The following is a 22608-nucleotide window of genomic DNA, read 5'->3' as shown; positions in this document are numbered from 1 at the left end:
GCACTATGAGAATATACCCGAATTACTCTAGTTTATCATTGACCTGTATGCCGAAGTTAAAAATCAGAAAACGGAATAAAATCACCCGGATAGCTTTGATCACTGCCTAATGTTTTTTGCATCCAGATCACATCACACCATGCGCCAAATTTGTAACCAATATGAGGAAAATAACCTACTCTTTTAAATCCATGTTTTTGATGGAATTTTTCGCTTTGCTGATTACCTGCTGTAATAATTGATAATACGTTTACGACGTGCTGCTTTTTTAATTGATTTTCTAATGCTTGATATAAAGCTGTTCCAATCCCTTTATGAGCAACATACTGCTTGACGTAAACACTGCTTTCTGCCGTTAAATTATAGCACACGCGTGTATTATAAGCGCCTGCATATGCAAATCCTAAAATATTTTGTTTATCATCTTCAGCAACATAGTAAGGATAATTTTGAAGTGTGCTAGTAATACGCTTCGCAAATTCTTCCACTTTAGGCACCTCTTTTTCAAAAGAGATCGTGGTTTCAGCTACATAAGGGGCGTAAATTGCTACAATTTCATCAGCATCTGCAACCGTTGCTTTTCTAAGTGTTATGTCATTTGTCTCCACTGAGAAACCTCCTAAGAATAAAAAACAGCTTGATTTCTTTTTCAGAAATCAAGCTGTATCAGTTTTACGCTTCTTGAGCGACTGGGTAAACTGAAACTTGTTTTTTATCGCGACCCATACGTTCAAAACGTACAGTACCATCAATTTTTGCAAACAGCGTATCATCGCCGCCTTTACCAACATTAACGCCTGGATAAATTTTTGTACCGCGTTGGCGATAAAGGATGGATCCACCTGTAACAGTTTGACCGTCAGCACGTTTAGCTCCTAAACGTTTTGATTCAGAGTCACGTCCGTTAGCTGTTGAACCGCCACCTTTTTTGTGAGCGAAAAATTGTAAATTCATTGTCATCAACATACGATGCACCTCCTAGTTATTAAGTTGTTTCTAATTGAATATAATCATTGTATTGTTCTTGAACAGACTGCATGCCTAATAATAGATTTTCTAATAATATCTGAATAATATTAGATTGCTCTTGTGTATTTCCAGATGGAATCTCAACGTGAAGATAACCACCGTTTTCGTCATCTGACTCAACAATTGGATCTATCCCAGCTAATGATTCAATACCATTAACAGTACTAATCGCTAAAACAGAAACTGCCGCACACACAATATCGTACCCATATTCTCCAGCATCAGCATGACCTGTTATCTGATAGGAATTAATTCTACCAGAGTCATCACGTTTAAAAATTCCTTTAATCATAGTAATACCCTGCTTTTATTTTAATTATGCATTGATTACATTGATCGTAACCTTAGTATAAGGTTGACGATGTCCTTGTTTACGGTGGGAATCTTTCTTAGGTTTGTATTTATAAGTGACAACTTTCTTTTCTTTGCCGTGCTTATCTACTGTACCTTCAACTGTTGCTCCTTCAATTAGTGGGCTACCAACTTTTGTTGTTTCGCCACCAACTAAAACAACTTCGTCAAAAGTTACTTTTTCACCAGCTTCTGCATCTAATTTTTCAATGTAGATTGGTTGGTTTTCTTCAACTTTATATTGTTTGCCGCCTGTTTTGATAATTGCGTACATATTTGTGCACCTCCTTAAATAATAAACTTAGACTCGCCATCCCAAGCGACTATATCAGCACTTAAAACTTGTTCAGAGCGGTTGTAGCTGTGGAAGTCCACAATTACAACATACTTACTTTATCAAAAAGCTGGAAGTTCGTCAATGAAAACTTTTGAAATCTGCCTATTAGCGTCACTTTATTTGTGTATATATCAAAAAATGAGCCACAGTCTTACTAGCTAATTTCGAAATAGTTTATAACTATTAAAGATAGAAATTATCTGTTCAGCTGTTAAGCTTTCTAAGCTAGTCACTTTTGCGTGCTTCATAGCTTTGTTAAATTGATTTTTAGTAAATAAACTGTAATACTCTTTATTCACCCATTTGCGAACGAAATTTTCATATAGTTTCCAATCTTTTCTACTAATTTTTGTTTCTATTCGTTTAATTTTTATTAAGACAGCTGTAATATTCGGTTTGGGGTGAAAATAAAAGTTAGGAATAGACTTTAAAATTTCAATATTCACTGTAGGCAATAAAAGTAAGGCTAGAGTTCTTTTATTGTTTAATAATCTTTTTGAAAATCCCTTTTCTACAATTAGATAGCTTACTGTAGCCTTTGTTTTATAGGCAATTATCTTAACGATTTTTGTACTTAAATTAAATGGTATATTACCAAATATCTTGTATGGTTTACTTCCTATTAAAAAATCATATTCTAAAATATCCTTATTTACAATCTGAATATTGGCGACGTTGTTCATTGACTCTTGAGCTATTAAACTAAGTTGGTGATCTTTTTCAATCGCTGTAACAAATTTTCCTCTTTTTACAAGTTCTTTTGTAAAATGTCCTTTGCCACAGCCAAGTTCAATCAGTTCATCTTCCTTATCAAAATTAGTATAAGAAAGTATCTCTTTTATATTTTCTTTTGACGTTATAAAATTCTGGCTAAATCTTATTTCATTATTTTTGTTCATTATAACCCTCTACTTTTTGCGGTTATAATGAAGCATGATGTTTTATATGTTCATTATAACCATATTATAAATTTCTTGGTTTATAATGAACGATTTTAACTACAGCAATACTACAAATTCCCATAGTAAAACCTCCTTATGTTTAGCTAAAAATACCATAATAAAAATAGGTTCACAAGTATACTAAATTTCCTGAAAAAATATGAAGTTGAATACCTTTTTGGCACATTTTTGGCACAAAAAAAGTTAGAAACGCTATTAGTTTAGCGATTCTAACCATTTTTCAACGTCACAGGAGGGATTCGAACCCCCGACCGTCCGCTTAGAAGGCGGATGCTCTATCCTGCTGAGCTACTGCGACAATTGATTTGACAACAAAGATAATTATAGGAAAAGCGCTCGTTAATGTCAATTACTTTTTGTAGTTTTCCAAATTCTTTTTCAAAGCTTACAACTTCCGATAGAAGAAAAAGTGCCAATTCTCGATTGAATCTTGTTATAAAATCAAAGTCTTTACGCCAATTTTAAAGCACTATTTCATCTTCTTCTTTAGTAATAAGCGCAATGCCATCGCCTAATGGAACTAAAGACGAGGTCAAATCAGGATGTTGATTAATGACATCTAAAAATTGGTTTAATTTCTTATGAATGCCTCGTTTGCCGCGTGGGATCTCTTTTTCCGATTGAAGAATGGTTCCCCCTTGAAAGATATCGTCTACCATTAGAACACCTTCTTTTTTTAATAAACGTAAACAATCGGGCAAAAATTCAATATATTTTGACTTGGCGCTATCCATAAAAATAAAATCATAACTGCCTTTTAATTCTGGCAAAATATCAGCTGCTTGTCCTTCAAGTAAGGTTATTTTATCTTCCAGATCTAAAAACTGAAAAGTTTCTTTGGCTTCTTCAATCATTTTGTCAAAGCGGTCAATGGTAGTAACGTGGCCTTCAGTGCCTACATATTGGGCCATTAAACTAGCAGAAAACCCGATCGCTGTACCAATTTCTAAAATTTGTTGAGGTTTCATTTGTCCTAGTAAAAATTCCATAAATACCACAGTTTCGTGTGGAATAATGGGAACTCCACGTTCGTTGGCATTTTTTTCAATCACATTTAATTTTCCAGTTAACGGTTTTTGTGCGGTACGCATATAGTCCACCAGCTCAGTTTTAACTACTGGTCGATGCATCATTTCGTTTTGCATGTCTAGCTCTCCTCATTTCTCACTTTTTTTATTATACGAATTTCCAGAAAAACCTGCAATCTTTTCTTAGATTTTCCTTGCTTTTTTCCTTATTTCCTATTAATCTTAAATCAGAAATTGGATGAGTAGTAAAGACATGCTTTTAGAGAATCAAAGCTAGGCTGGAACTTTGGTGCCCCTGTTTTTATGAACCTGCCAATAAGTAGAACGGGTTAGAGCCCTTATCCTTTCTGAGCTGGATCGCACAAAGCGATCAACAAAGGTGGTACCGCGAAATTAACGCATTTCGTCCTTGTTTTAGGATGAAATGCTTTTTTATTTGAAGGAGGAAAACGATGGCAGAACAAAAAAATGATTTTACAGAATGGTATTTACAAACAGTGCAACAATCGGAATTAATGGCTTATTCCGCAGTTAGAGGTTCCATTATCTTTCGCCCAGATGGTTATGAACTGTGGGAACATATTCAAGAAGAATTCAATAAATTTTTAAAAAAAGAAGGCATTCGTAACGCCTACTTCCCTATGCTGATTCCTAAAAATTTCTTCATGAAAGAAGCTGACCATGTCGAAGGCTTTGCTCCGGAAATTCCCTGGGTTACTGAAGTTGGTGATGAAAAATTAGAAGAACCTCTAGGATTACGTCCTACTTCAGAAACAATGATTGGAGAAGCATTTTCTGACTGGATTAATTCTTATCGTGATCTTCCTTATGAAATCAATCAATGGGCCAACGTCTTTCGCTGGGAAAAGAAAACATTACCATTTTTACGTACATCTGAATTTTTATGGCAAGAAGGACATACGGCTCATTCAACCGAAGAAGGAGCTCGTAAACGTACTATGAGCGCTTTAAACGAATATGAGCGCCTCTGTGAAGAATTTTTAGCAATCCCGGTTTATAAGGGACAAAAAACACCTTCAGAACGCTTTGCTGGTGCAGTAGATACTTATTCAGTGGAAGCCATGATGCAAGATGGTAAAGCAGTACAAGCAGGAACTTCACATTATATGGGAACCAACTTTGCCGAAGCTTTTGACATTACGTATTTAAATCAAGACAACCAACATGTTTATGCGTATACCACTTCCTGGGGCGCATCCACGCGCCTGATTGGCGCTTTGATTATGACTCATGGTGACCAACACGGGCTGGTCTTTCCGCCTACAGTTGCGCCCACTCAAATTGTCTTAATGCCAGTAGGACCTTGGAAGAAAAATCCACAAGTCATGGAAACATTAGACAAAATTTTTAGCAACCTGAAAGAAACAGGTTATCGTGTACGTTTAGATGACAGTGACAATACCCCTGGGTATAAATTCAATGAATGGGAATTAAAGGGGGCTTGTATTCGCATCGAATGTGGTCCACGCGATGTTGAAAACGGCCATGTCATGGTCAAAAGCCGTGATATAGCCGATAAACAAAAAGTAGTATTTGAAGAAGTCGATACTTTTGTAGCTGAGGAACTGGCTGCTATGACACCACGTCTACTAGAAAAAGCGAAAAAACGTAGGAAAGAAAATGAATATTTCAATATTGATACTTTGGATGCATTAAAAGCTCATATTGATACATGTAAAAAAGAAGACAAACCAACTGGCTTTGTACTAATCGGCTGGGATGGTACAGACGAAACCGAAAATGTTATTAAAGAAGAAACCGGCTTTACTACCCGCAATATTCCTTTTGAAGTACCCATGGAAAAAGAAGTCGATATCGTTAGTGGCAAACCGGCAAAATATACAGTTTGGATTGCCCGCGCTTATTAATTTTGTGTGCATAGAAAAACGGAAGCTAAGCCTTGTGCTAACTTCCGTTTTTTTACTATTTAATTAGAAGTAACAACAATTGATCCTCATTTTTTTAAATAATCGATAAAGTCTGTTTTGTTGTTGGTTTAGGAAAATCCTTATCTAACTGTTCAATTTCTGCTTTTGTCAATTCAATCTCAGCAGCTTTCAGATTTTCTATGACATGCTCAGCTTTCCCTGATTGTGGAATTGCCAGAGTCTGTCCAAGGCGAATGCTCCAAGCTAATAAAATTTGAAAGATTGTTGCTTGATGATTTTGCGCAATTTCTTGTAAATTAGAACTTGCTGACAACTGTCCACCTAGCCGATCACCTTGAGCAATTGGCGCATAAGCAATTAAGGGAAGCTGTTTTTCTTGCATAACGGGCAATAAATCAAATTCGATTCCCCGTTCTCCCAAATTATAAAGAACTTGATTTGCTTGACAATTTTGACTATTCTTTTTTTGGTCCATTTCTTGTAAATCTTTCACATCAAAATTAGAAACGCCCCATGCTTTAATCTTTCCTGCATCCTTTGCTTTTTCTAGCGCTTCAATCGTTTCTTCAATGGGAATATTTCCTGTCCAATGCAGTAAGTAAAGATCTAAGTAGTCAGTTTCTAAACGCTTTAGACTATTATCTAAGCTGATGGGTAATTGTTTTTTCGAAGCATTCCAAGGATATACTTTTGAGATTAGAAATAAATCGTCACGTTGAAAAGGTTGAATAGCTTCACCTACTAAAAGTTCGGATGCACCTTCTCCGTACATTTCAGCAGTATCAATCGCCAAAGCTCCTTGTTCAATTCCGGTTCTTAAAGCAGTTAACTCTTGTGTTTTTTTATCGGGTTTTTCGCCCATATGCCAAGTACCTAAGCCTATCGGAAAAAGTGCTCTTTGATTGATTTTAACAGCCACCATCAAATACCTCCTCTTATTTTAATAAATCAAATTCAATAAATCATCGTTTTCGATATCACCAAAATATTTCTTAACATCAATGGTATCAACAACTTCTCTCAACGCTTCTTTTTCGTATCGGACACCAATTAGTTTATTTTCGACATCTTCGATCTCCCCTAGGCCAAAGAAGTCACCGTAAATTTTAGCATTGGCGATCTTGCCTTCTTTCACATTCATCCGGATATCAATTGAACCAATAGAAAAACGTTGATAGCGTTCAATATTGAACTCAGGTGAATGTCCATAATTCCATTCCCAGTTACCATAATATTTATCGGTGTATCCTTGGATTTTTTCCCAATCGTCTTTCGTTAGTTCATACGTATTGACTTCATCGATTGAATCCACACCAAACATTTTCAACAAAATATCATCTCTGAATTCTTCAGTAGTCATATTTTGATTTTCTGCTGGCAAGAATGGTTTGATGTTGGTTACTCGTGAACGTATCGACTTGATCCCTTTTGATTCAATTTTATCTTTACGTACTTTTAAAGCATTGGTTACTTCGTTTTTATCACTATCTAGCATCAAAGTACCATGAGCAAACATTCGACCATTAGTGGCATACATCGCGTTACCAGAAAATTTCATGTCATCAATGACTAAATCATTGCGGCCTTTTAGTTGCGCACCCTCAACGCCCATGTCATGGAGCGCTTTTACGACAGGCTCAGTAAACCTGGCAAAGTTTCTAAATGAATTGCCATCATCTGGCATAATAAAGCTAAAGCTTAAATTTCCCAAATCATGATAAACGGCACCACCACCGCTAAGACGACGAATTACATGGATTCCTTTTTCATCCACATAATCTTGATTAATTTCTTCAAACGCATTTTGATTACGCCCAATGATAATAGAAGGTTCGTTAATATAAAACAAAAGAATCGGTTCATCCGTTTTCATTTCATCAAGCAGATAGTTTTCAATCGCTAAATTAACTCTAGGGTCATTGTTGTCATTTGGTACATAGATCATTTACTATTCCTCCTTATTTAATATATACACATTTAGTATAACATGCTCTTACTTATCAACGAACAAAATATTTACTTTGTGTAGATAAATATATTCACAAAACCTTATGATTAAGCATTTTCCATAATAAAAAATGGATAAAATGAACACAATATATAGTGCTAATTAATTAAAAAATTAAACTCAAATACAATATATAGTTGAAATTCCTAGTTAGATAATTTATGATAATAATTGAACAAGGAAAAGGAGTTGATATTTTTGATGACAATAAAAGGAAAAAGTGAGCAAAACTTTTCTTTCTCTTCTCAACTTTCAGATATGAAAGTAGTCAAACGCGATGGTCGTTTAGTCGAGTTTAACGCACAAAAAATTTATAGCGCCCTAGTAAAGGCCAAAGAACATATCCAAGGAGAATTATCACCGCTGGATCATGAGCGAATCAGCCGGGTCGTAGAGCAAGTAAACAGTGAAATTAACTACCGTTTCAAGCAAAACATTAAGATTTATGAAATTCAAAATATCGTTGAACATATGCTTTTAGAAAACCATGAGTATGAATTAGCACAAGAATATATCAACTATCGGACGCAGCGTGATTTTAAACGCAGTCAAGCGACTGACATTAATTTTAGTATTGATCAGCTAATGGACAAAGAACAAACGGTAGTCAACGAAAATGCTAACAAAGATAGTGATGTGTTTAATACTCAAAGAGATTTAACTGCTGGCATTGTAGGAAAATCCATTGGTCTTAAAATGTTGCCTTCTCATGTAGCGAACGCACATCAAAAAGGCGACATTCATTATCATGACCTAGATTATCAACCATACGCACCTATGACCAATTGTTGTTTAATTGACTTTAAAGGGATGCTAAACGATGGATTTAAAATCGGTAATGCGGAAGTAGAATCACCGAAATCCATTCAAACAGCAACCGCACAAATTTCACAAATCATCGCCAACGTAGCTTCTAGTCAATATGGTGGCTGCTCTGCCGATCGTTTAGACGAAACTTTAGCTCCTTTTGCTAAGTTAAATTATCAAAAACATCTTGATGAAGCCAAAATTTGGATCGATGATCAAATAAGACAAGAAGAATTCGCCAAGCAAAAAACAAAAAAAGATATCTTCGATGCCATGCAAAGTTTGGAATACGAAATCAATACGTTATTTACCTCAAATGGACAAACACCCTTTACTTCAGTAGGCTTTGGACTGGGCACTGATTGGTTCGCGCGTGAAATCCAACAAGCAATTTTGGAAAATAGAATTCGAGGCTTGGGCAGTGAACATCGGACAGCGATTTTTCCTAAGCTAATTTTTTCAATCAAACGTGGAACGAATTTGAATTCAGAAGATCCTAACTACGATATCAAACAGCTGGCCTTGGAGTGCGCTACCAAACGGATGTATCCTGACATTTTGAATTATGACAAAATTATTGAATTAACAGGCAGTTTTAAAGTGCCGATGGGCTGTCGTTCATTTTTACAAGGATGGAAAAATGAACAAGGCAAAGAAGTTAACGTAGGACGTATGAATTTAGGTGTGGTCACAGTGAACTTACCACGCATAGCAATGCAAGCAAACGGTGATATGAATAAATTTTGGCAAATCTTCAGTGAACGTTTAAGCATTGCCAAGGATGCTTTAGTTTATCGAGTGGATCGCTGCAAGCAAGCCACGCCAGCCAACGCACCCATTCTTTATATGTATGGCGCTTTTGGCAAACGTTTAGGACGCGATGATTCAGTAGACGAATTATTTAAAAATAAACGAGCAACGGTTTCTCTTGGATATATTGGTCTATATGAAACGGCAGCAGCTTTTTACGGTAACGATTGGGAAGACAATGAAGAAGCAAAGAACTTTACCTTAGCGATTGTCAAAGAATTAAAAAATAATACCGATCAATGGGGCGACGAATACGGCTATCATTTCAGCGTTTACTCAACTCCAAGCGAAAGCCTAACCGACCGTTTTTGTCGTTTAGATACCGAAAAATTTGGTACCGTGGATAACGTTACAGACAAAGAATACTATACAAATAGTTTTCACTACGATGTCCGCAAAAATCCGACACCTTTTGAAAAATTAAATTTTGAAAAAGATTATCCTAAATATTGCTCTGGTGGTTTTATTCATTACTGCGAGTACCCTGTTTTGCAACAAAATCCAAAGGCTCTCGAAGCAGTTTGGGATTATTCTTATGATCGTGTTGGCTATCTTGGAACAAATACACCGATTGATCATTGTTACGAATGTGGATTTGAAGGTGACTTTAAAGCAACAGAAAGAGGCTTTGAGTGCCCACAATGTGGTAATCATGATCCTAAAACCTGCGATGTGGTCAAACGAACTTGCGGTTATTTAGGAAACCCACAAGCGCGTCCTATGGTCCATGGCCGTCATAAAGAAATTTCATCTCGGGTAAAACATATGAAAAACGATTAGGAAAATTCGTAAAGGAGGAAAATATTGCGTAATCCAAAACCCAAAGAATGGCAAGCAAAAGATTATAGTCAAAACTATATCGCCGATTATAAACCATTTAATTTTGTCGACGGTGAAGGTGTGAGAAACAGTTTATATGTCAGTGGCTGCCTTTTTGCCTGCAAGGGCTGTTTTAATAGAGCCGTTCAGAGCTTTCGCTATGGTAAACCCTTTACTCAAGAACTAGAAGATCAAATCATTAATGATCTTGCTCCAGAATACGTGCAAGGTTTAACCCTTTTAGGTGGCGAACCTTTTTTAAACACCGAAGTTTGCTTGCGAGTTGTCAACCGAACTAGAGAAATTTATGGTACTAAAAAAGATATTTGGAGCTGGTCAGGCTATACTTTTGAAGAATTACTACAAGACACTGATGATAAACTTGAAATGCTCTCAAAGATTGATATATTAGTGGACGGACGTTTCGAATTAAGCAAAAAAGACTTGAACTTGCAATTTCGCGGTAGCAGTAATCAACGAATTATTGATGTGAAAAAATCGTTAGAAGCAGGACAAGCTATTATTTGGGAGAAATGTCACGATGCTAACACCCAGTATGAACAGATAAAAAAACAAAGTCTAATCTAACGCCAAAGGAGCTGTGACATAAGTTCCTTTGGTAATAAAATATCTGAACTATATTTGATGGGATTCGCTGCTTATCGTAACCGCAGAAGTAAGCCCTCTATAGTTCGGATATTTTGCTTTTACTTATGCCCCAGCCCCTTGTTTTTGAATGATTCACTTTTTAACACCATTCATTAAAGCAATACGTATGATATTTGCTAAAAATTGCTTTGCTTTATGAGAGAATCCTTCTTTCTTTCATGCTATGATGAAAAAAATAGCTGAAAGGATGGTATCCATGCAAAAAACAAAGAAAGAGAAAAAACGGCTAATGCCAAATAAAACTTCAGGGGATTCACTCGATCTTATTTTTAATGAGGTAAAAGGAGTTATTGATGATGATGCAACTGTTAATAATTATCAATTCTTTTTAACTACGATAGCTGAATTGTTAGAACATGTAAGAAATACACCTTGGCCAGATAAAGCTTCCGATTTCATTCAAAAATTTTATTATGCATATGACGAAATAAGTGCTGTAAATCGCTATACGTTGTTCCGGGAACCTTATCGAATGTATTGCAAAATGGCACGTGCTTACTATGTCCTTACAAATCCTCTAGGAAAAAAAGTATTTCAACAATTATTGGAGTGGTACCCTTTTGCGGAAGGAAAACAGATCCTTTCCACCTGGCCGGACAATTATTTGATCAGTCAATTTCGACCGATAAAATCAGACCATCGACTTTACTTCGAAGATATTAGAACTCAAAAAAGATATCCAATCATGGCTGACGAAAAAGAACAAGAAAAAAATTTCAGCGACTTGCCTTCCCTTTTCATTACCATGCTTGTCCCTGCTAAAGACGGTTACATTTTAGACATTCTACTTGCTAATGAGCCTTTTGATTTAATTTCTTCAACTATCATTGAAAAAATGGAAAAACACCAATGGGAAGAGTATTTGATGCATTGGTTCCGCAAAAATTTGTTAAATCTTGTGACTAACCTTTACTCAACTTGTGATGATCGACCTACACCTGAATTTTATTCTGCGCACCAGTTAAAGGGAGAAACGGAAGAACATTTTGCTAATCGGTTGATCGAACAAGATAATTCTTTGAGAAGATTTCCTCAACGCCAACTGTTGAATGAATTCTTTATTAAAATAATTCATGCCTTTCCAAGATTGTTTGCCGCCCAAGTCAACGTCATGCCATTATTAGAAGCAGTTAAACTACTATTTGACGATATTAATTTGAATGCTGAATTACACCTACAAGAGCATCCAACTGATTTTTGGTTATACTTAATTTCAACTACACTACCAGAAGAAGCGGCAAAATTTAGAAATTATCGCCTATAAAAAATAAACAAGTACAAGAGCTAAAAAAAGATGTTAACTTAGTTATGAGCTTATCAACAGGCTTAGGCTAAAAATTAGTATCATGAGAATAACTTTTACCTCTTTTTTATTTTAATTAAGAACCTATGCTGATGAAGAGTAATAGCATTGTCGATTTGTTTAAAAAACAAGCCAATTTTTCTTTGCTCGTTAAAATTTTTAGGATAACTTACTATCGTCCTTTGAAAATTGCTCTTACTAATAGATGATACTTTTGTACCATACATTAAATGTAGAAGCTGTTTGTGATAAATATGAGAATTGATATGATTTCCCATAAAATACTTAACTTTCTTTTTAATTGGTCTAGCCACTATAGTGTAAAGGCCAGCTACAATATACTTATTGTTGATTCCATTGACTTCTACTGCCTTTCCAATAGTTTCATTTTCAGCGGTGTCGACCAATATCATATCAACGTTTTCAAATAATTGAGACTTATATCTATGAATTGTTCCATTAGTGATGAATGGTATCCAGTCTTTTCTCACATCGAGAATTGAACCATAATTATCCAAAAGATCACCATAATGAATGCTTTTGTTCTCAACTTCATCATAATTTAACTTTGATCTTGACAACGAATTCGTTGAAATGGGAAATTCAAAAACATGTTCAAACTTTCGCTATTCCCACTTAGCGTAGGTAAGAAAAGCCAAGGACCCTTCTCTATAATTTTTTAATACCAAGTAGAACCAATGCCTGGTTAATTTCTGTTTTGGCCTTTGCAATAGCTGCATCATCCTCTTCGAGTAGCCATTCAACTTCGTCCAAATCAATTGGGGCTTCTTCTTTAAAATTATCGACATATCTTGATATGTTAAGATTATACTCATTTTCACGTATTTCCTCAATTGAAGCCAAATGTGCATATTTATCTACATTTATCCGATTACTGTATGTCTGAATAATTTTGTCGAGAATTTCACCAGTTAGATAGTTCCGATTCTTGCCCTTTTCAAAGTCATCTTTTGCATCAATAAATAAAATATCATTGGACGAACTTTTTTTCTTAAAGACAACTATGGTTACAGCAACTGATTTCTTCCCTTTTGCTGCAAACATAATGTTTTCTGGCAAACCAATTACAGCATGAATTCTATTCCCACTTGGATGCTCAATTAGATTTTTCCGAATAAACGACTCTGCTTGGGCACCAGATTGCCCTGGCACCCCACCTCGAAACAAAACACCTTGTGGCAGTACAACCGCCATCGTTCCTTCTTTATCAAGATGATATAATCCATGCAAAACAAAAGCATAATCCGCCGTTCCTTTTGGCGCTAATTTCCCATATTCGCTAAAGCGAGGATCTTTCATTAGTGATGACGAAGCATACCAATTCGCAGAAAATTGTATATCGGAAACTACTGCATCGAACACACGTGGTTGATTGTTCTCAAGTTCATCCGAACCATCTGGCCAATCAGCGCCTAAAGTATCTGCATTGTTTAATCGGGTATTTTTATACGACATCCCACCAATCAACAAATTCATACGAGATAGGTTATAAGTAGTCAGCTCTTTTTCAGTCCCATAAAGTTTCACAGCGCCAGAACGGTCCTCGTCAGGTACTTCCTTTTTTAATGCAAGCAAGGTGGATCCTGAGCCAGATGACATATCATAACCCATAAATGTATTATCTCGCACAGGCACCCCATCTGTAACAAGTTTCCCTAATAACGTTGAAACTGAATGGGACGTATAGAACTCTCCACCACTTTTCCCAGCTGAATTTGCGAATTGTTCAATCAAGTTTTCAAAGAGGCTATGTACCATTACTTGCCCATTTGAATTTTCAAAGCTAAGTTCATCAATAGTTCTTACTATTTTTGTAAGTGATCTTGCACGGCATGTAGTATTTGTTCCTAACCTAGGATCACTTATGTTCACATCATCAAAAATACCGGAGAAATAACTTGCAGCTTCAATGTTTAACTGTGAATTTTTCTCGAAGTGATCAAAAATGGTTTGATAATCACTTGCTTGCAAGGTACTATTATCTATCTTCCTAATCAATGACTCCCAAGTGTCTTCTGGTTCAATCGCATAGCCAAGACTTGAGGAAATATCATCAAGGTAATCTCCTAAATCATGACCAATTGCCTCACGCAAATACACTTCATTTACGCATTCATTTTTTGCAATATCCAACACATTATTTTCAATCAAATAGCGTTCTTGGTTAACAGACAAATAACGATAAAACAAGAAACCTAAAACATAATTCTTATACTCGGAGACAGTCATGCTTTCGATTTTATTACTTTCAATTTGCAACCAAATTTGTTCAAAACCAATCTCCATAGTTGTCTCCTTTCTATACTCCTAACATTCTCAATTGTTCATCGATTTCAGCTTCCAATTTGGCAATTTCCGCGTTATCTTGTTCGATGAGTTTATTTACTTCCTCTAAATCAATTGGTTCCTCTTCTTCAAAAGTATCCACATACCGAGGAATATTCAAGTTAAAATCGTTTTCTTTGATTTCTTCGATCGGAGCCACATGCGCATATTTATCGACATCTTTACGGGAGTTAAAAGTATTCACGATTTTATCAATATTTTTATTACTTAAGTTATTTTGATTTTTACCTTTCTCAAACTCATTACTCCCATCAATAAAAAGAATATCTTTATTTTCTTTATCTTTCTTAAAAACTAAAATGGTTGTTGGAATACTGGTTCCGTAAAACAATTTTGATGGTAAACCAATTACTGTATCCAAATAGTTTTTCTCAATCAGAGTTTGGCGGATTTTACCTTCTGCGCCTCCGCGAAAGAGTACTCCATGTGGTAAAACAATTGCCATAGTCCCTTTATGATTTAAGTGATAAATGCTATGCAGTACAAATGCGAAGTCAGCCTTTGAAGCAGGTGCTAATTTCCCATATTCGCTAAAACGAGGATCTTTCAACTTTGTTTCCGCATTGTCCCAATGCGCAGAATATGGAGGATTGGCAACTACAGCATCAAAGCTTCTTGGCCTATCAATTCCTTTTTCATCTGGACCATCTGGCCAATCGCTTTCTAAAGTATCCGCATTGCTCAAAAACATATTATTATAAGTTGTATCATGCATCATCAAATTCATTCGAGCCAAGTTATAGGTCGTTGTATTGAGCTCCTGTCCATAATACTTAATCGCGCCATCCGTGCTGTCGTCAGGCAATTCATCACCTACTGTAAGCAACAAAGATCCACTTCCCATTGTTGGGTCATAAACAGTGAAAGTATCTTTTGATGATTCAGCATTAGCTGTTACAATTTTAGCCAAAATTTTACTGACGGGATAAGGAGTATAGAACTCTCCACCTTTTTTTCCAGCACTAGCAGCAAATTGGCCAATTAAGTATTCATAGATTTCACCTAAAATGTCTTTTCCTTCCCCATTTTTGTACTCAATCTCATCCACCAATTTCACAATATTATTTAGAGATTTTGCACGAGCCGTTGTAGAACTGCCTAAGCGTGAATCTCCTAGATTGATATCGTTAAATATACCTCTAAAATCTCGAGCAGCATCTTGGTTTAACTCTGCATTCTTATTGAAATTATCAAAAATGGTTTGATAATCACTTGGAATCACTTGAGAATGATCAATTCTTTCGTTGAGGGAAACCCAAGTATCCTCTGGTTCAATAGCATACCCTAAACTTGAAGATATATCGTCTAAATAATCCGGTAAGTCTTCTCCAGAAGCCTCCACTATGTAGGCTTCATTAACTGAGGAATCTTCTGGAATATCTATTACATTATTCGTTACTAAATATTCTTCTTGGTGTTCCGACAAATAACGGTAGAATAAGAATGCTAAAATATAATTTTTAAATTCTCCTGCATCCATGTTCCCTCGTAATTCGTTTGCCATTGCCCAAAGTCTGCTAGAAATTGATTGTAAATTATTCTTTGCCATTGTTAGTCTCCTTTAATACTTCTACTTTAAATAACATATACCCTTCATAGTAATAACTTTGATCAATGCCTTTCATATAAACCTCTCGACCATTAATTTCATTTGTCAAGACTTGTTTCAGCAGTACTTTGACTTCCACATCTTTAATTGGACTACGTCCCATTGCTGGAAAATAATCTGCTTTGTCTACTTTTGACCATTCGATTACTTAACTGAGTTCTTTTTTAGAATCAAATCTAGCCAAATTCGCATCGCCCTGCTGTTACCTTCTCAAAAAGAATGAACGATGTGCATCTCCACGTACTTCTCGACAATTTTAACGAAATTGTCCTGTGACATTTTACCTACACTCTTTAAAGCAGTCTCTAAATACATCATTAGTGCAAAGCGTAAATTTCCCTTCACTATATTTACAGTTCAGACTTCACCTACAAAATCATAAGCTTCTGAAAAAAGAAAACGATGAAACTGTGCTAAACCCTTGAAGATTACTACTTCTACCTGATCCATGTACCCTTTATCATAAAGTTCTTTTGCTTTTATTTTAGTAATGCGCTCCTCTTTTCTCGCAAATTCAGCATCACTGGTAAAATTTTTAAACAAACATTTGTTGTAATAATGCCTTTTTGCGCAATTTCATATGATGAAGTCTACGCCGATGAAGAGTAATAGCATCATCGAGTTGTTTGAAAAATAATCCAATTTTTTGTTGTTCTGCAATTGATGGTACATTGATCTTGGTATTAAGAATATTTTTATTATAAAGTCTTTTAATAGTACTGCCTTCTAATCCCTGCCACTTTACTATGGAATAAAACTGTTTTAAAAATGTGTTTTCGAGTCTATTATCATGCTTTAGCCAAACAATATTGCTATCTTGAAAATATTCGTCTTTCCCTGTATATTCAATAGCTCTTCCTATACTCCCAGATGCAGAAATTAATATATCCCCCACTTCCGGATATGGAAACTTTTCTTTATACTCCTCAAATAATTGGCGAGGAATAAAAGAATCTGGTTCACCGCCAAATGTACCAATTTTATAAAAAGGAACATCACCTTCACTACTTGTTTGATTTTTAAATATACGCTTGTTCATAGCAACTGTTCCAAGTTCTCCCAACTTACACTGTTTCCAATCGTCTGTAAAGCCTGGAAAACGAACTTCTGGAAACTTCTCTCCATTTTTTGGAAACATTTTTTGAAGTAGACCACTTTTTCTTAATTTTAAATGTTCTAATTCACGCTGATGAAGGGCAATAGTAATGTCTAATTGATGAAAAAATCTTCCAATTCTCTGTTGCTCCTTATTGCTCGGAACACTAATAGAAAATTCATCGGAAAAAGTTTTTATGACATGCGGAATATTAGGTGTTCGATAATTATCATAAATTATTTGTTGGTTTCGTTTTAAATATTGATATAGAAATTCCCCAGAACTTTTAGGTTTAAATGCTTTTAAAGTTGAACCTAAAGCGCCTTTGAAGCCATGATATATCGTTCCTGCTTGTGAGCCGTCCCAGAGAATTAACACATCGTTTTTATCAACATTGCTAGGTGAATCAACATACGAAATATTTCCTCCATTTAAATAATTAGTTTCAAGATAAACACTTTCATAACCAGACATTTTAGCTTTTGCTGTTCCCTTTAGCTCAAGTTCAATGACATCTTTTAACTTACGCTGTTTCCACTCATCCGTAAAGCCTGGGAATCTTAATTTAGGTGTACCAATTTTCTTATCTGTCATTGTTGTTTCCTTTCAAATGTTTAATGTCATTAGTCAAAGCTTTGAAATAATCTTCATCGACTTTGGTTATTTCATGATGCTCTATTTGATATTTTTCATATTCTTTATCGATTTTATCATTAGCTGACCTACGGCTTACGGATCCTCTACCTTCAAGAATATCGGCACGTTGGTAGGTGAGGTATCTATCCAATTCTTCTTTCCAATCCGCCATTGTCATTGTCGTTTGTGTTTCTGCTTGATACTCGGCAGCATCCAAATACCCGGAAACAATCAAATTTAATCGATTAAGTTCTTTTTCATCAAGATAATTCTTAGAAATCTTCAAATCAGATTTTCGCGGATAATTACTTTTATATGTTGTTAAACCTAAATCATTTTTTGTCGCATCCAAACGCGAGAAGATCAATTCTGGAGCTGTTTGTCCTGTAACCGCATAAAGCATTTTGTTTTGTACAGTTTGAAAGAACTCTCGTGCTACCTCACTTGTCCCATTATAATCAATACTTGTTGCAAATATATCTAAAACTTGTTGATAAAACAATCGTTCACTCGATCGAATATCTCGAATACGTTTTTGCAACTTTTTGAAATAAGTTAAATTATCCGTTAACTTGTCAGTATCTAACACAGCTCCTTCAATGAGATATTCTTTCAATACAGTCGAAGCATACCGTCTAAATTGCGCACCACGTGCTGAACGTACTCGGTAGCCAATTGCGAGAATCATATCTAAATTGTAAAACTTAACTTCTTTTGTTTGTGTTTTACTTTCCATGGCCCCATGTTTAGTGGTTAGCAACTGATAGTTGCTAACCATTTCTTCGTCAAGCTCACCATCAGTTATAATCGCCTTTATATGTTTATTAATATTTTGTCTTGTTGTTTGAAACAACTCTGCGATCTCAAGCTCGGATAACCAGACTGTACCCTCGTTCAGGTGAAGTTCAACCTTGGTTTGTCCATCTTCTGTGTTGTATAGTATTATTTCATTTGCCATAGCCTTATCCTTTCGTTTCAAGCTGTTTTTTTTATTTTAGAAACAAATTTTATATAAACCATAAATTTATTAAACTTCTACTATTTCATCGGCTAATTTATAAATGGCATCTCTTAATTGATTTCGATACTTAATTCTACTCAGTTTAACCACGTTCTCATCATGAGCAAGGTTCTGATAGCTTTTACTTGCTTTGGCAATGATATCACGAATTTGACCAGTGTCATCTAAATCTTGCATGCTATAGCGATGGCTACTGAACAGTTCTCGCATTTGCGCACTGGTAACCACATCAATAATCCCCCATTTAATACGAAAATCTTGGAACCGGCGATCTAGGCTCACATTATTTGCTTCTTGAATGACCGTTTCACTTTCATTCAATTTAGCTGGGAATGGGAAATCTGAACCTGCAGGCGGATAGTACCCCTTAATAATAGCATTCGTTGCATTTTTGATCTTATCTGCATAATTATGATCTTCCAACCCATTGGCAAACTGACTGATTTTTTCTTTTGTAACTTTGGCTTCGATCATTTTTCTTTCGTGTACTTCATTCAATAGTTGTTCAACTAGTTCAGTCAAATAATCATAATCGATTTTTATATCTTTCACATGAGTCATGCGTAATTCGATTTGTTGAATAGGAACTTTCTTCGATTTAGCCATATATTGCTTTAATTCATTTGTTAAAACAGTGGTTAGGGAAATATGCTGTTCATCGGTTATTCCCAAAGCTCGAATTAGCTGATCTGGATCGTCGTAATTAAAACCAATATCTTCACCGTTAACTTCCTCTGGTTTGTACTGTTTTAACTTCGCCATCCCTGAACTATAGGATTTGATTAATTCAACCATTTGTTCTTTTTTCTTTTCACTTGGCGGCAACTGTTGAAAACCATCAGTCAATTGATCTATTTGGTCTACAACTTTTTTCACTTCATCAAATTCTTCTTTAAAGGATTTAGCAATAATATTGTCTTCTTTAATATTTTTTCGTCTTTCTTCGTCTGACAAAATAGCTGAATCCTTGTTAGCATAAATTGCAAGGGCGCGATTCATCCATTTTTCATTTTGTGCTGGCCATCGATAATTAACGATTCTTCCCCATGGTTTTTCTTGCAGATCTGCAATTCGATTTGTACGTGAGTAAGCTTGGATCAAACCAGCATTGCGTAGAGTCCGATCAACGTAAAGAGTATTCATTTCGGGTGCATCAAAACCAGTTAATAGTTGATCGACGACGATCACCAAATCTAAGAAATGCTTGTCTGTTGCTGTTTTATTTAAACGGCTTACTACATCTTGGGTGTAGCCTGACACATCCGACATATCAAAGCTAGTGCCAAATTCAGCATTATAAACGTTCATCGCATCAAAAAGTCCTTGATTAGTCAGTAACATCGTGTTGTTATTTGAAGTGTTCTGACTAAAAGTAATCGCAATTTTTAAAGTTGGTTTTCCATTTTTTTGATTTTCAGCATTCACTCGTTGAAATTCTCTAAAATACATCATCGCCATTGGCGTACTGGCTTTTCCCCCACCCACGTGAGTCGTAAATAGAGCATTATATCTTCCTTCATTAGAACGGTTACGCCAATTGTTAAAAATATCTGCGACTACTAATTTGACATGTTCTTCATTTTCGTCATAAAAACTCGGCTGAATGGTATCATCCATATCTTCGGCAGTTAAATGATCAATCTTTTCTTGAATTTGTTGGTCAGTCCATTTAGGATAACGTTCTCTGTAAAAGCCGGGCAGATATTCTTTTTTCATTCTTTTTTCATCGATCGTTGTTTCAAAATCGACCTTAAATCCCAAAACATTCCGGTCTGCAATAGCCTCACGTATGGTATAAGCATGAAGCAAAGGGCCAAAAATATCTTCGGTGCGCATTCCATTGGTCGAGTCATCGAACATCGGTGTACCAGTATATCCCACCCAAGCGGAACGTGGAAAGGCTTTTTGGATATTGGCAAAACTGTCTCCCCCTGTAGAACGATGGGCCTCATCGACAATAAAGATAATATTTTTATTAGGCGCTTTAAATGACTTCCGTTTGATTAAGGTATCAAGTTTCTGCACAGACGTCACAACGATGTTATTATCTTTGCTTTTTAATTTACGACTTAAATCCGTGGTCGATTCAGTTGCTTGCACACTGCCTTCGCCTATATCTCCGATATTTCCATCTGGATCATAAGCTCGATAATTTTCATCAGTTTGCTTGGTCAACGCAATACGATCGACGACAAAAACGACTTTATCTACTTTAGGCATTCGACTGGCAAGCCAAGCCGTTTTGAAACTTGTGATCGTCTTACCTGAACCGGTAGTATGCCAGACATATCCCAATTTGTTTACCCCTAGATCAAAATCTGTCTGTTTGATTTTTTCAATAACACTTTGGGTGGCATAGACTTGATAAGGACGCATCACTTTTAACATCTGTTTATTTTGAGTGCCGTCTAAGATCATATAATTCGTAGCCATTTGGTGTACCATAGGAATACTCAACATCAGATCAGCAAATTCTTTCCAATTGCGTACGATACTATTGTCCTTACGGCGTTGCCAATTAAAAGCAAAATCTTTATTGAATTTATCAATAGTCGTATTCGCCATATATTTGACATTATTAGGTGTCATACCAATGAGAATCTGCACTGTCGAAAAGATATCACTATACTGATGCTCATCAATATATTGTTCCATTTGATTTAAAGCTTCATCCACATCATGAGTGTCACGTTTTTCTTCGATTTGAATAATCGGGAGGCCGTTGATCAACAGTGTCGTATCGAATATCCGTTCTTGCTTCCCTGTAATCTTAGGTACCCGCACAATTTGATTGACGATTTGGTAGACCGTATCACCGGCTCCGATCTGTTTTTGGTCAAAAACAGTAAGAAATACATGACGCCCATCATCCAAGTCGATCTCGATTTGAGAAACACCATTAAGACCATATAAAAATTGCCCTGCTTCATAAGGTGTTTTAAGATCAGAAATAATTTTTTTCACTTGGTTAAACTCAATATTGCTTAAAGGGTGATTCAACGTACTTTGGTTATGTTGTTCCAAAATTTTTTTAAAATTATCCCAAAGCTGTTCTGTCGAATTGATTTCAGGCTCATATTCCCACAATTTTGTACGATATATATAATCTGATAAGGGTTCATCTATCAAATTCTTTTGTGTATGTGCTGCGACTTTACCAGTCGTAAGGTACTGGATCAAATTGTTTTCAAACTGTAATTCATTCATGCTTTTCCTCCTCTAATTTAGCCAATAAAGCTTTTGTTTCTAATTCTGCAACTCTTTCTTTTAATGCTTGTTTGCGTAATTGCTTAAAATAAATGCTACCGATTTTTTTTTGTTTTTCTAAATTAGGTAAAGTCGGCATAACTAACTCTTTTAACTGCTTAACAGTATACTTCATCGTCGCAGACCCCTGAATTCCTTTTTGAAACTGGCGTCGTACTTGTTTATCTTCATTAAGAAGATAAACAAGAAAACGTGAATCAAGTTCTTTTTTTGGAACCAGTTTAATATAATTCTGAGTATATAGATAATCTTCATGCGCACTGCGTACGATAGCGGCTTTACCTGATATTAAACTAAAAACGACATCCCCAGCCCTTAACGTACTCAATTCATCCAAAGTATGTACACGTTTTTTTTCTGTATTATCTAAAGATAAATCGACAAGGTCTTCAGCTAAATCGGATTGGTCATAGAATAGATAAATCGGTGCTTCTACTAAAAAGCTTTCATTGATACGAAACTGAGGTGAACCACTGGTAAATTTTACTAAGTTTTTTATCATTTTTTCCATTTGATTCGTGCCTTTCAAAAAACACTTTTTTATTTATGGTTACAACATAGCATAACTAATATTAATTT

Annotated in this window: 19 protein-coding genes, 1 tRNA gene, 1 pseudogene and 1 other annotated feature; of the genes and pseudogenes, 4 read left to right on the top strand and 17 right to left on the bottom strand. The window is 35.6% G+C overall.

The window, feature by feature from the left end; genetic code table 11:
* Window positions 1-56 precede the first annotated feature (56 nt).
* The 7 genes from C7K43_RS00295 to C7K43_RS00265 all read right to left on the bottom strand — a co-directional run bounded on the left by C7K43_RS00295 (window position 57) and on the right by C7K43_RS00265 (window position 3824).
* Window positions 57-608, bottom strand: coding sequence for a GNAT family N-acetyltransferase (locus tag C7K43_RS00295; protein ID WP_371859800.1), 552 nt, complete (start codon window positions 606-608; stop codon window positions 57-59).
* Window positions 609-672: 64 nt separating this feature from the next.
* Entirely contained in the window at window positions 673-966 is a 294-nt protein-coding gene (rpmA, locus tag C7K43_RS00290) for a 50S ribosomal protein L27 (RefSeq protein ID WP_124005016.1), read from the bottom strand.
* A gap of 19 nt (window positions 967-985) precedes the next feature.
* Window positions 986-1321 (bottom strand): ribosomal-processing cysteine protease Prp, encoded by a 336-nt coding sequence (locus C7K43_RS00285; RefSeq protein ID WP_124005015.1) that lies wholly within the window; start codon window positions 1319-1321, stop codon window positions 986-988.
* 24 nt (window positions 1322-1345) lie between these two features.
* The gene (rplU, locus tag C7K43_RS00280; protein WP_124005014.1) at window positions 1346-1654 is read right to left on the bottom strand and encodes a 50S ribosomal protein L21; all 309 of its coding nucleotides are present in this window, start codon (window positions 1652-1654) and stop codon (window positions 1346-1348) included.
* 19 nt (window positions 1655-1673) lie between these two features.
* Window positions 1674-1747 (bottom strand) — a sequence feature (ribosomal protein L21 leader region).
* Between the two features lie 128 nt (window positions 1748-1875).
* Complete coding sequence (erm, locus tag C7K43_RS00275; RefSeq protein WP_124005013.1) at window positions 1876-2616, bottom strand: 23S ribosomal RNA methyltransferase Erm; 741 nt, start codon at window positions 2614-2616, stop codon at window positions 1876-1878.
* Between the two features lie 287 nt (window positions 2617-2903).
* Window positions 2904-2977: transfer RNA gene (locus C7K43_RS00270), tRNA-Arg, on the bottom strand.
* Between the two features lie 163 nt (window positions 2978-3140).
* Window positions 3141-3824, bottom strand: a complete 684-nt coding sequence (locus C7K43_RS00265; protein WP_124005012.1) for an O-methyltransferase — start codon at window positions 3822-3824, stop codon at window positions 3141-3143.
* Between the two features lie 335 nt (window positions 3825-4159).
* Between C7K43_RS00265 and proS the strand changes: the two genes are divergently transcribed.
* Window positions 4160-5596: a proline--tRNA ligase gene (gene proS / locus C7K43_RS00260; protein ID WP_124005011.1), complete on the top strand. Its 1437-nt coding sequence runs from the start codon at window positions 4160-4162 to the stop codon at window positions 5594-5596.
* A 94-nt stretch (window positions 5597-5690) separates the two neighbouring features.
* On the opposite strand, the gene C7K43_RS00255 is transcribed toward proS, so the two are convergent.
* Together C7K43_RS00255 and C7K43_RS00250 are read right to left on the bottom strand one after the other, a co-directional pair.
* On the bottom strand, window positions 5691-6539 hold the full coding sequence (locus C7K43_RS00255; protein ID WP_124005010.1) for an aldo/keto reductase: 849 nt from the start codon (window positions 6537-6539) through the stop codon (window positions 5691-5693).
* Between the two features lie 18 nt (window positions 6540-6557).
* Window positions 6558-7562 (bottom strand): lipoate--protein ligase, encoded by a 1005-nt coding sequence (locus C7K43_RS00250; protein ID WP_124005009.1) that lies wholly within the window; start codon window positions 7560-7562, stop codon window positions 6558-6560.
* A 264-nt stretch (window positions 7563-7826) separates the two neighbouring features.
* On the opposite strand from C7K43_RS00250, the gene nrdD reads away from it, so the two are divergent.
* The 3 genes from nrdD to C7K43_RS00235 all read left to right on the top strand — a co-directional run bounded on the left by nrdD (window position 7827) and on the right by C7K43_RS00235 (window position 11994).
* The gene (nrdD, locus tag C7K43_RS00245; protein ID WP_124007214.1) at window positions 7827-10022 is read left to right on the top strand and encodes an anaerobic ribonucleoside-triphosphate reductase; all 2196 of its coding nucleotides are present in this window, start codon (window positions 7827-7829) and stop codon (window positions 10020-10022) included.
* Between the two features lie 24 nt (window positions 10023-10046).
* Window positions 10047-10649 carry an anaerobic ribonucleoside-triphosphate reductase activating protein gene (nrdG, locus tag C7K43_RS00240; RefSeq protein WP_124005008.1) on the top strand — a complete coding sequence of 201 codons (603 nt, stop codon included), beginning with the start codon at window positions 10047-10049 and terminating at the stop codon, window positions 10647-10649.
* Between the two features lie 277 nt (window positions 10650-10926).
* A complete protein-coding gene (locus C7K43_RS00235; protein ID WP_124005007.1) occupies window positions 10927-11994 on the top strand; it encodes a hypothetical protein in 1068 nt (355 codons plus the stop codon).
* 95 nt (window positions 11995-12089) lie between these two features.
* Here C7K43_RS00235 and C7K43_RS00230 read toward each other — a convergent pair whose 3' ends face one another.
* From C7K43_RS00230 to C7K43_RS00195, 8 genes and pseudogenes are all read right to left on the bottom strand, one after another.
* Window positions 12090-12551 (bottom strand): restriction endonuclease subunit S, encoded by a 462-nt coding sequence (locus C7K43_RS00230; protein ID WP_157977716.1) that lies wholly within the window; start codon window positions 12549-12551, stop codon window positions 12090-12092.
* Window positions 12552-12702: 151 nt separating this feature from the next.
* On the bottom strand, window positions 12703-14340 hold the full coding sequence (locus tag C7K43_RS00225) for a type I restriction-modification system subunit M (RefSeq protein ID WP_202583960.1): 1638 nt from the start codon (window positions 14338-14340) through the stop codon (window positions 12703-12705).
* Window positions 14341-14353: 13 nt separating this feature from the next.
* The gene (locus C7K43_RS00220; RefSeq protein ID WP_124005005.1) at window positions 14354-15949 is read right to left on the bottom strand and encodes a type I restriction-modification system subunit M; all 1596 of its coding nucleotides are present in this window, start codon (window positions 15947-15949) and stop codon (window positions 14354-14356) included.
* Window positions 15936-16552, bottom strand: a pseudogene (gene fic, locus C7K43_RS00215) (protein adenylyltransferase Fic). The gene C7K43_RS00220 and the pseudogene fic overlap by 14 nt, the downstream one beginning before the upstream one ends.
* Complete coding sequence (locus C7K43_RS13710) at window positions 16545-17699, bottom strand: restriction endonuclease subunit S (RefSeq protein WP_124005004.1); 1155 nt, start codon at window positions 17697-17699, stop codon at window positions 16545-16547. Before C7K43_RS13710 ends, fic begins: the two are co-directional and overlap by 8 nt.
* Window positions 17689-18699, bottom strand: a complete 1011-nt coding sequence (gene rhuM / locus C7K43_RS00205; protein WP_124005003.1) for a RhuM family protein — start codon at window positions 18697-18699, stop codon at window positions 17689-17691. Before rhuM ends, C7K43_RS13710 begins: the two co-directional genes overlap by 11 nt.
* Before the next feature lie 69 nt (window positions 18700-18768).
* Entirely contained in the window at window positions 18769-21969 is a 3201-nt protein-coding gene (locus C7K43_RS00200; RefSeq protein WP_124005002.1) for a type I restriction endonuclease subunit R, read from the bottom strand.
* Window positions 21962-22540 (bottom strand): restriction endonuclease subunit S, encoded by a 579-nt coding sequence (locus C7K43_RS00195; protein WP_124005001.1) that lies wholly within the window; start codon window positions 22538-22540, stop codon window positions 21962-21964. The genes C7K43_RS00200 and C7K43_RS00195 overlap by 8 nt, the downstream gene beginning before the upstream one ends.
* Between the last annotated feature and the right edge of the window lie 68 nt (window positions 22541-22608).

The sequence above is a fragment of the Tetragenococcus koreensis genome, from assembly GCF_003795145.1.
Lineage (GTDB): Bacteria > Bacillota > Bacilli > Lactobacillales > Enterococcaceae > Tetragenococcus > Tetragenococcus koreensis.
This window is presented reverse-complemented; position numbering and strand designations above follow the sequence as displayed.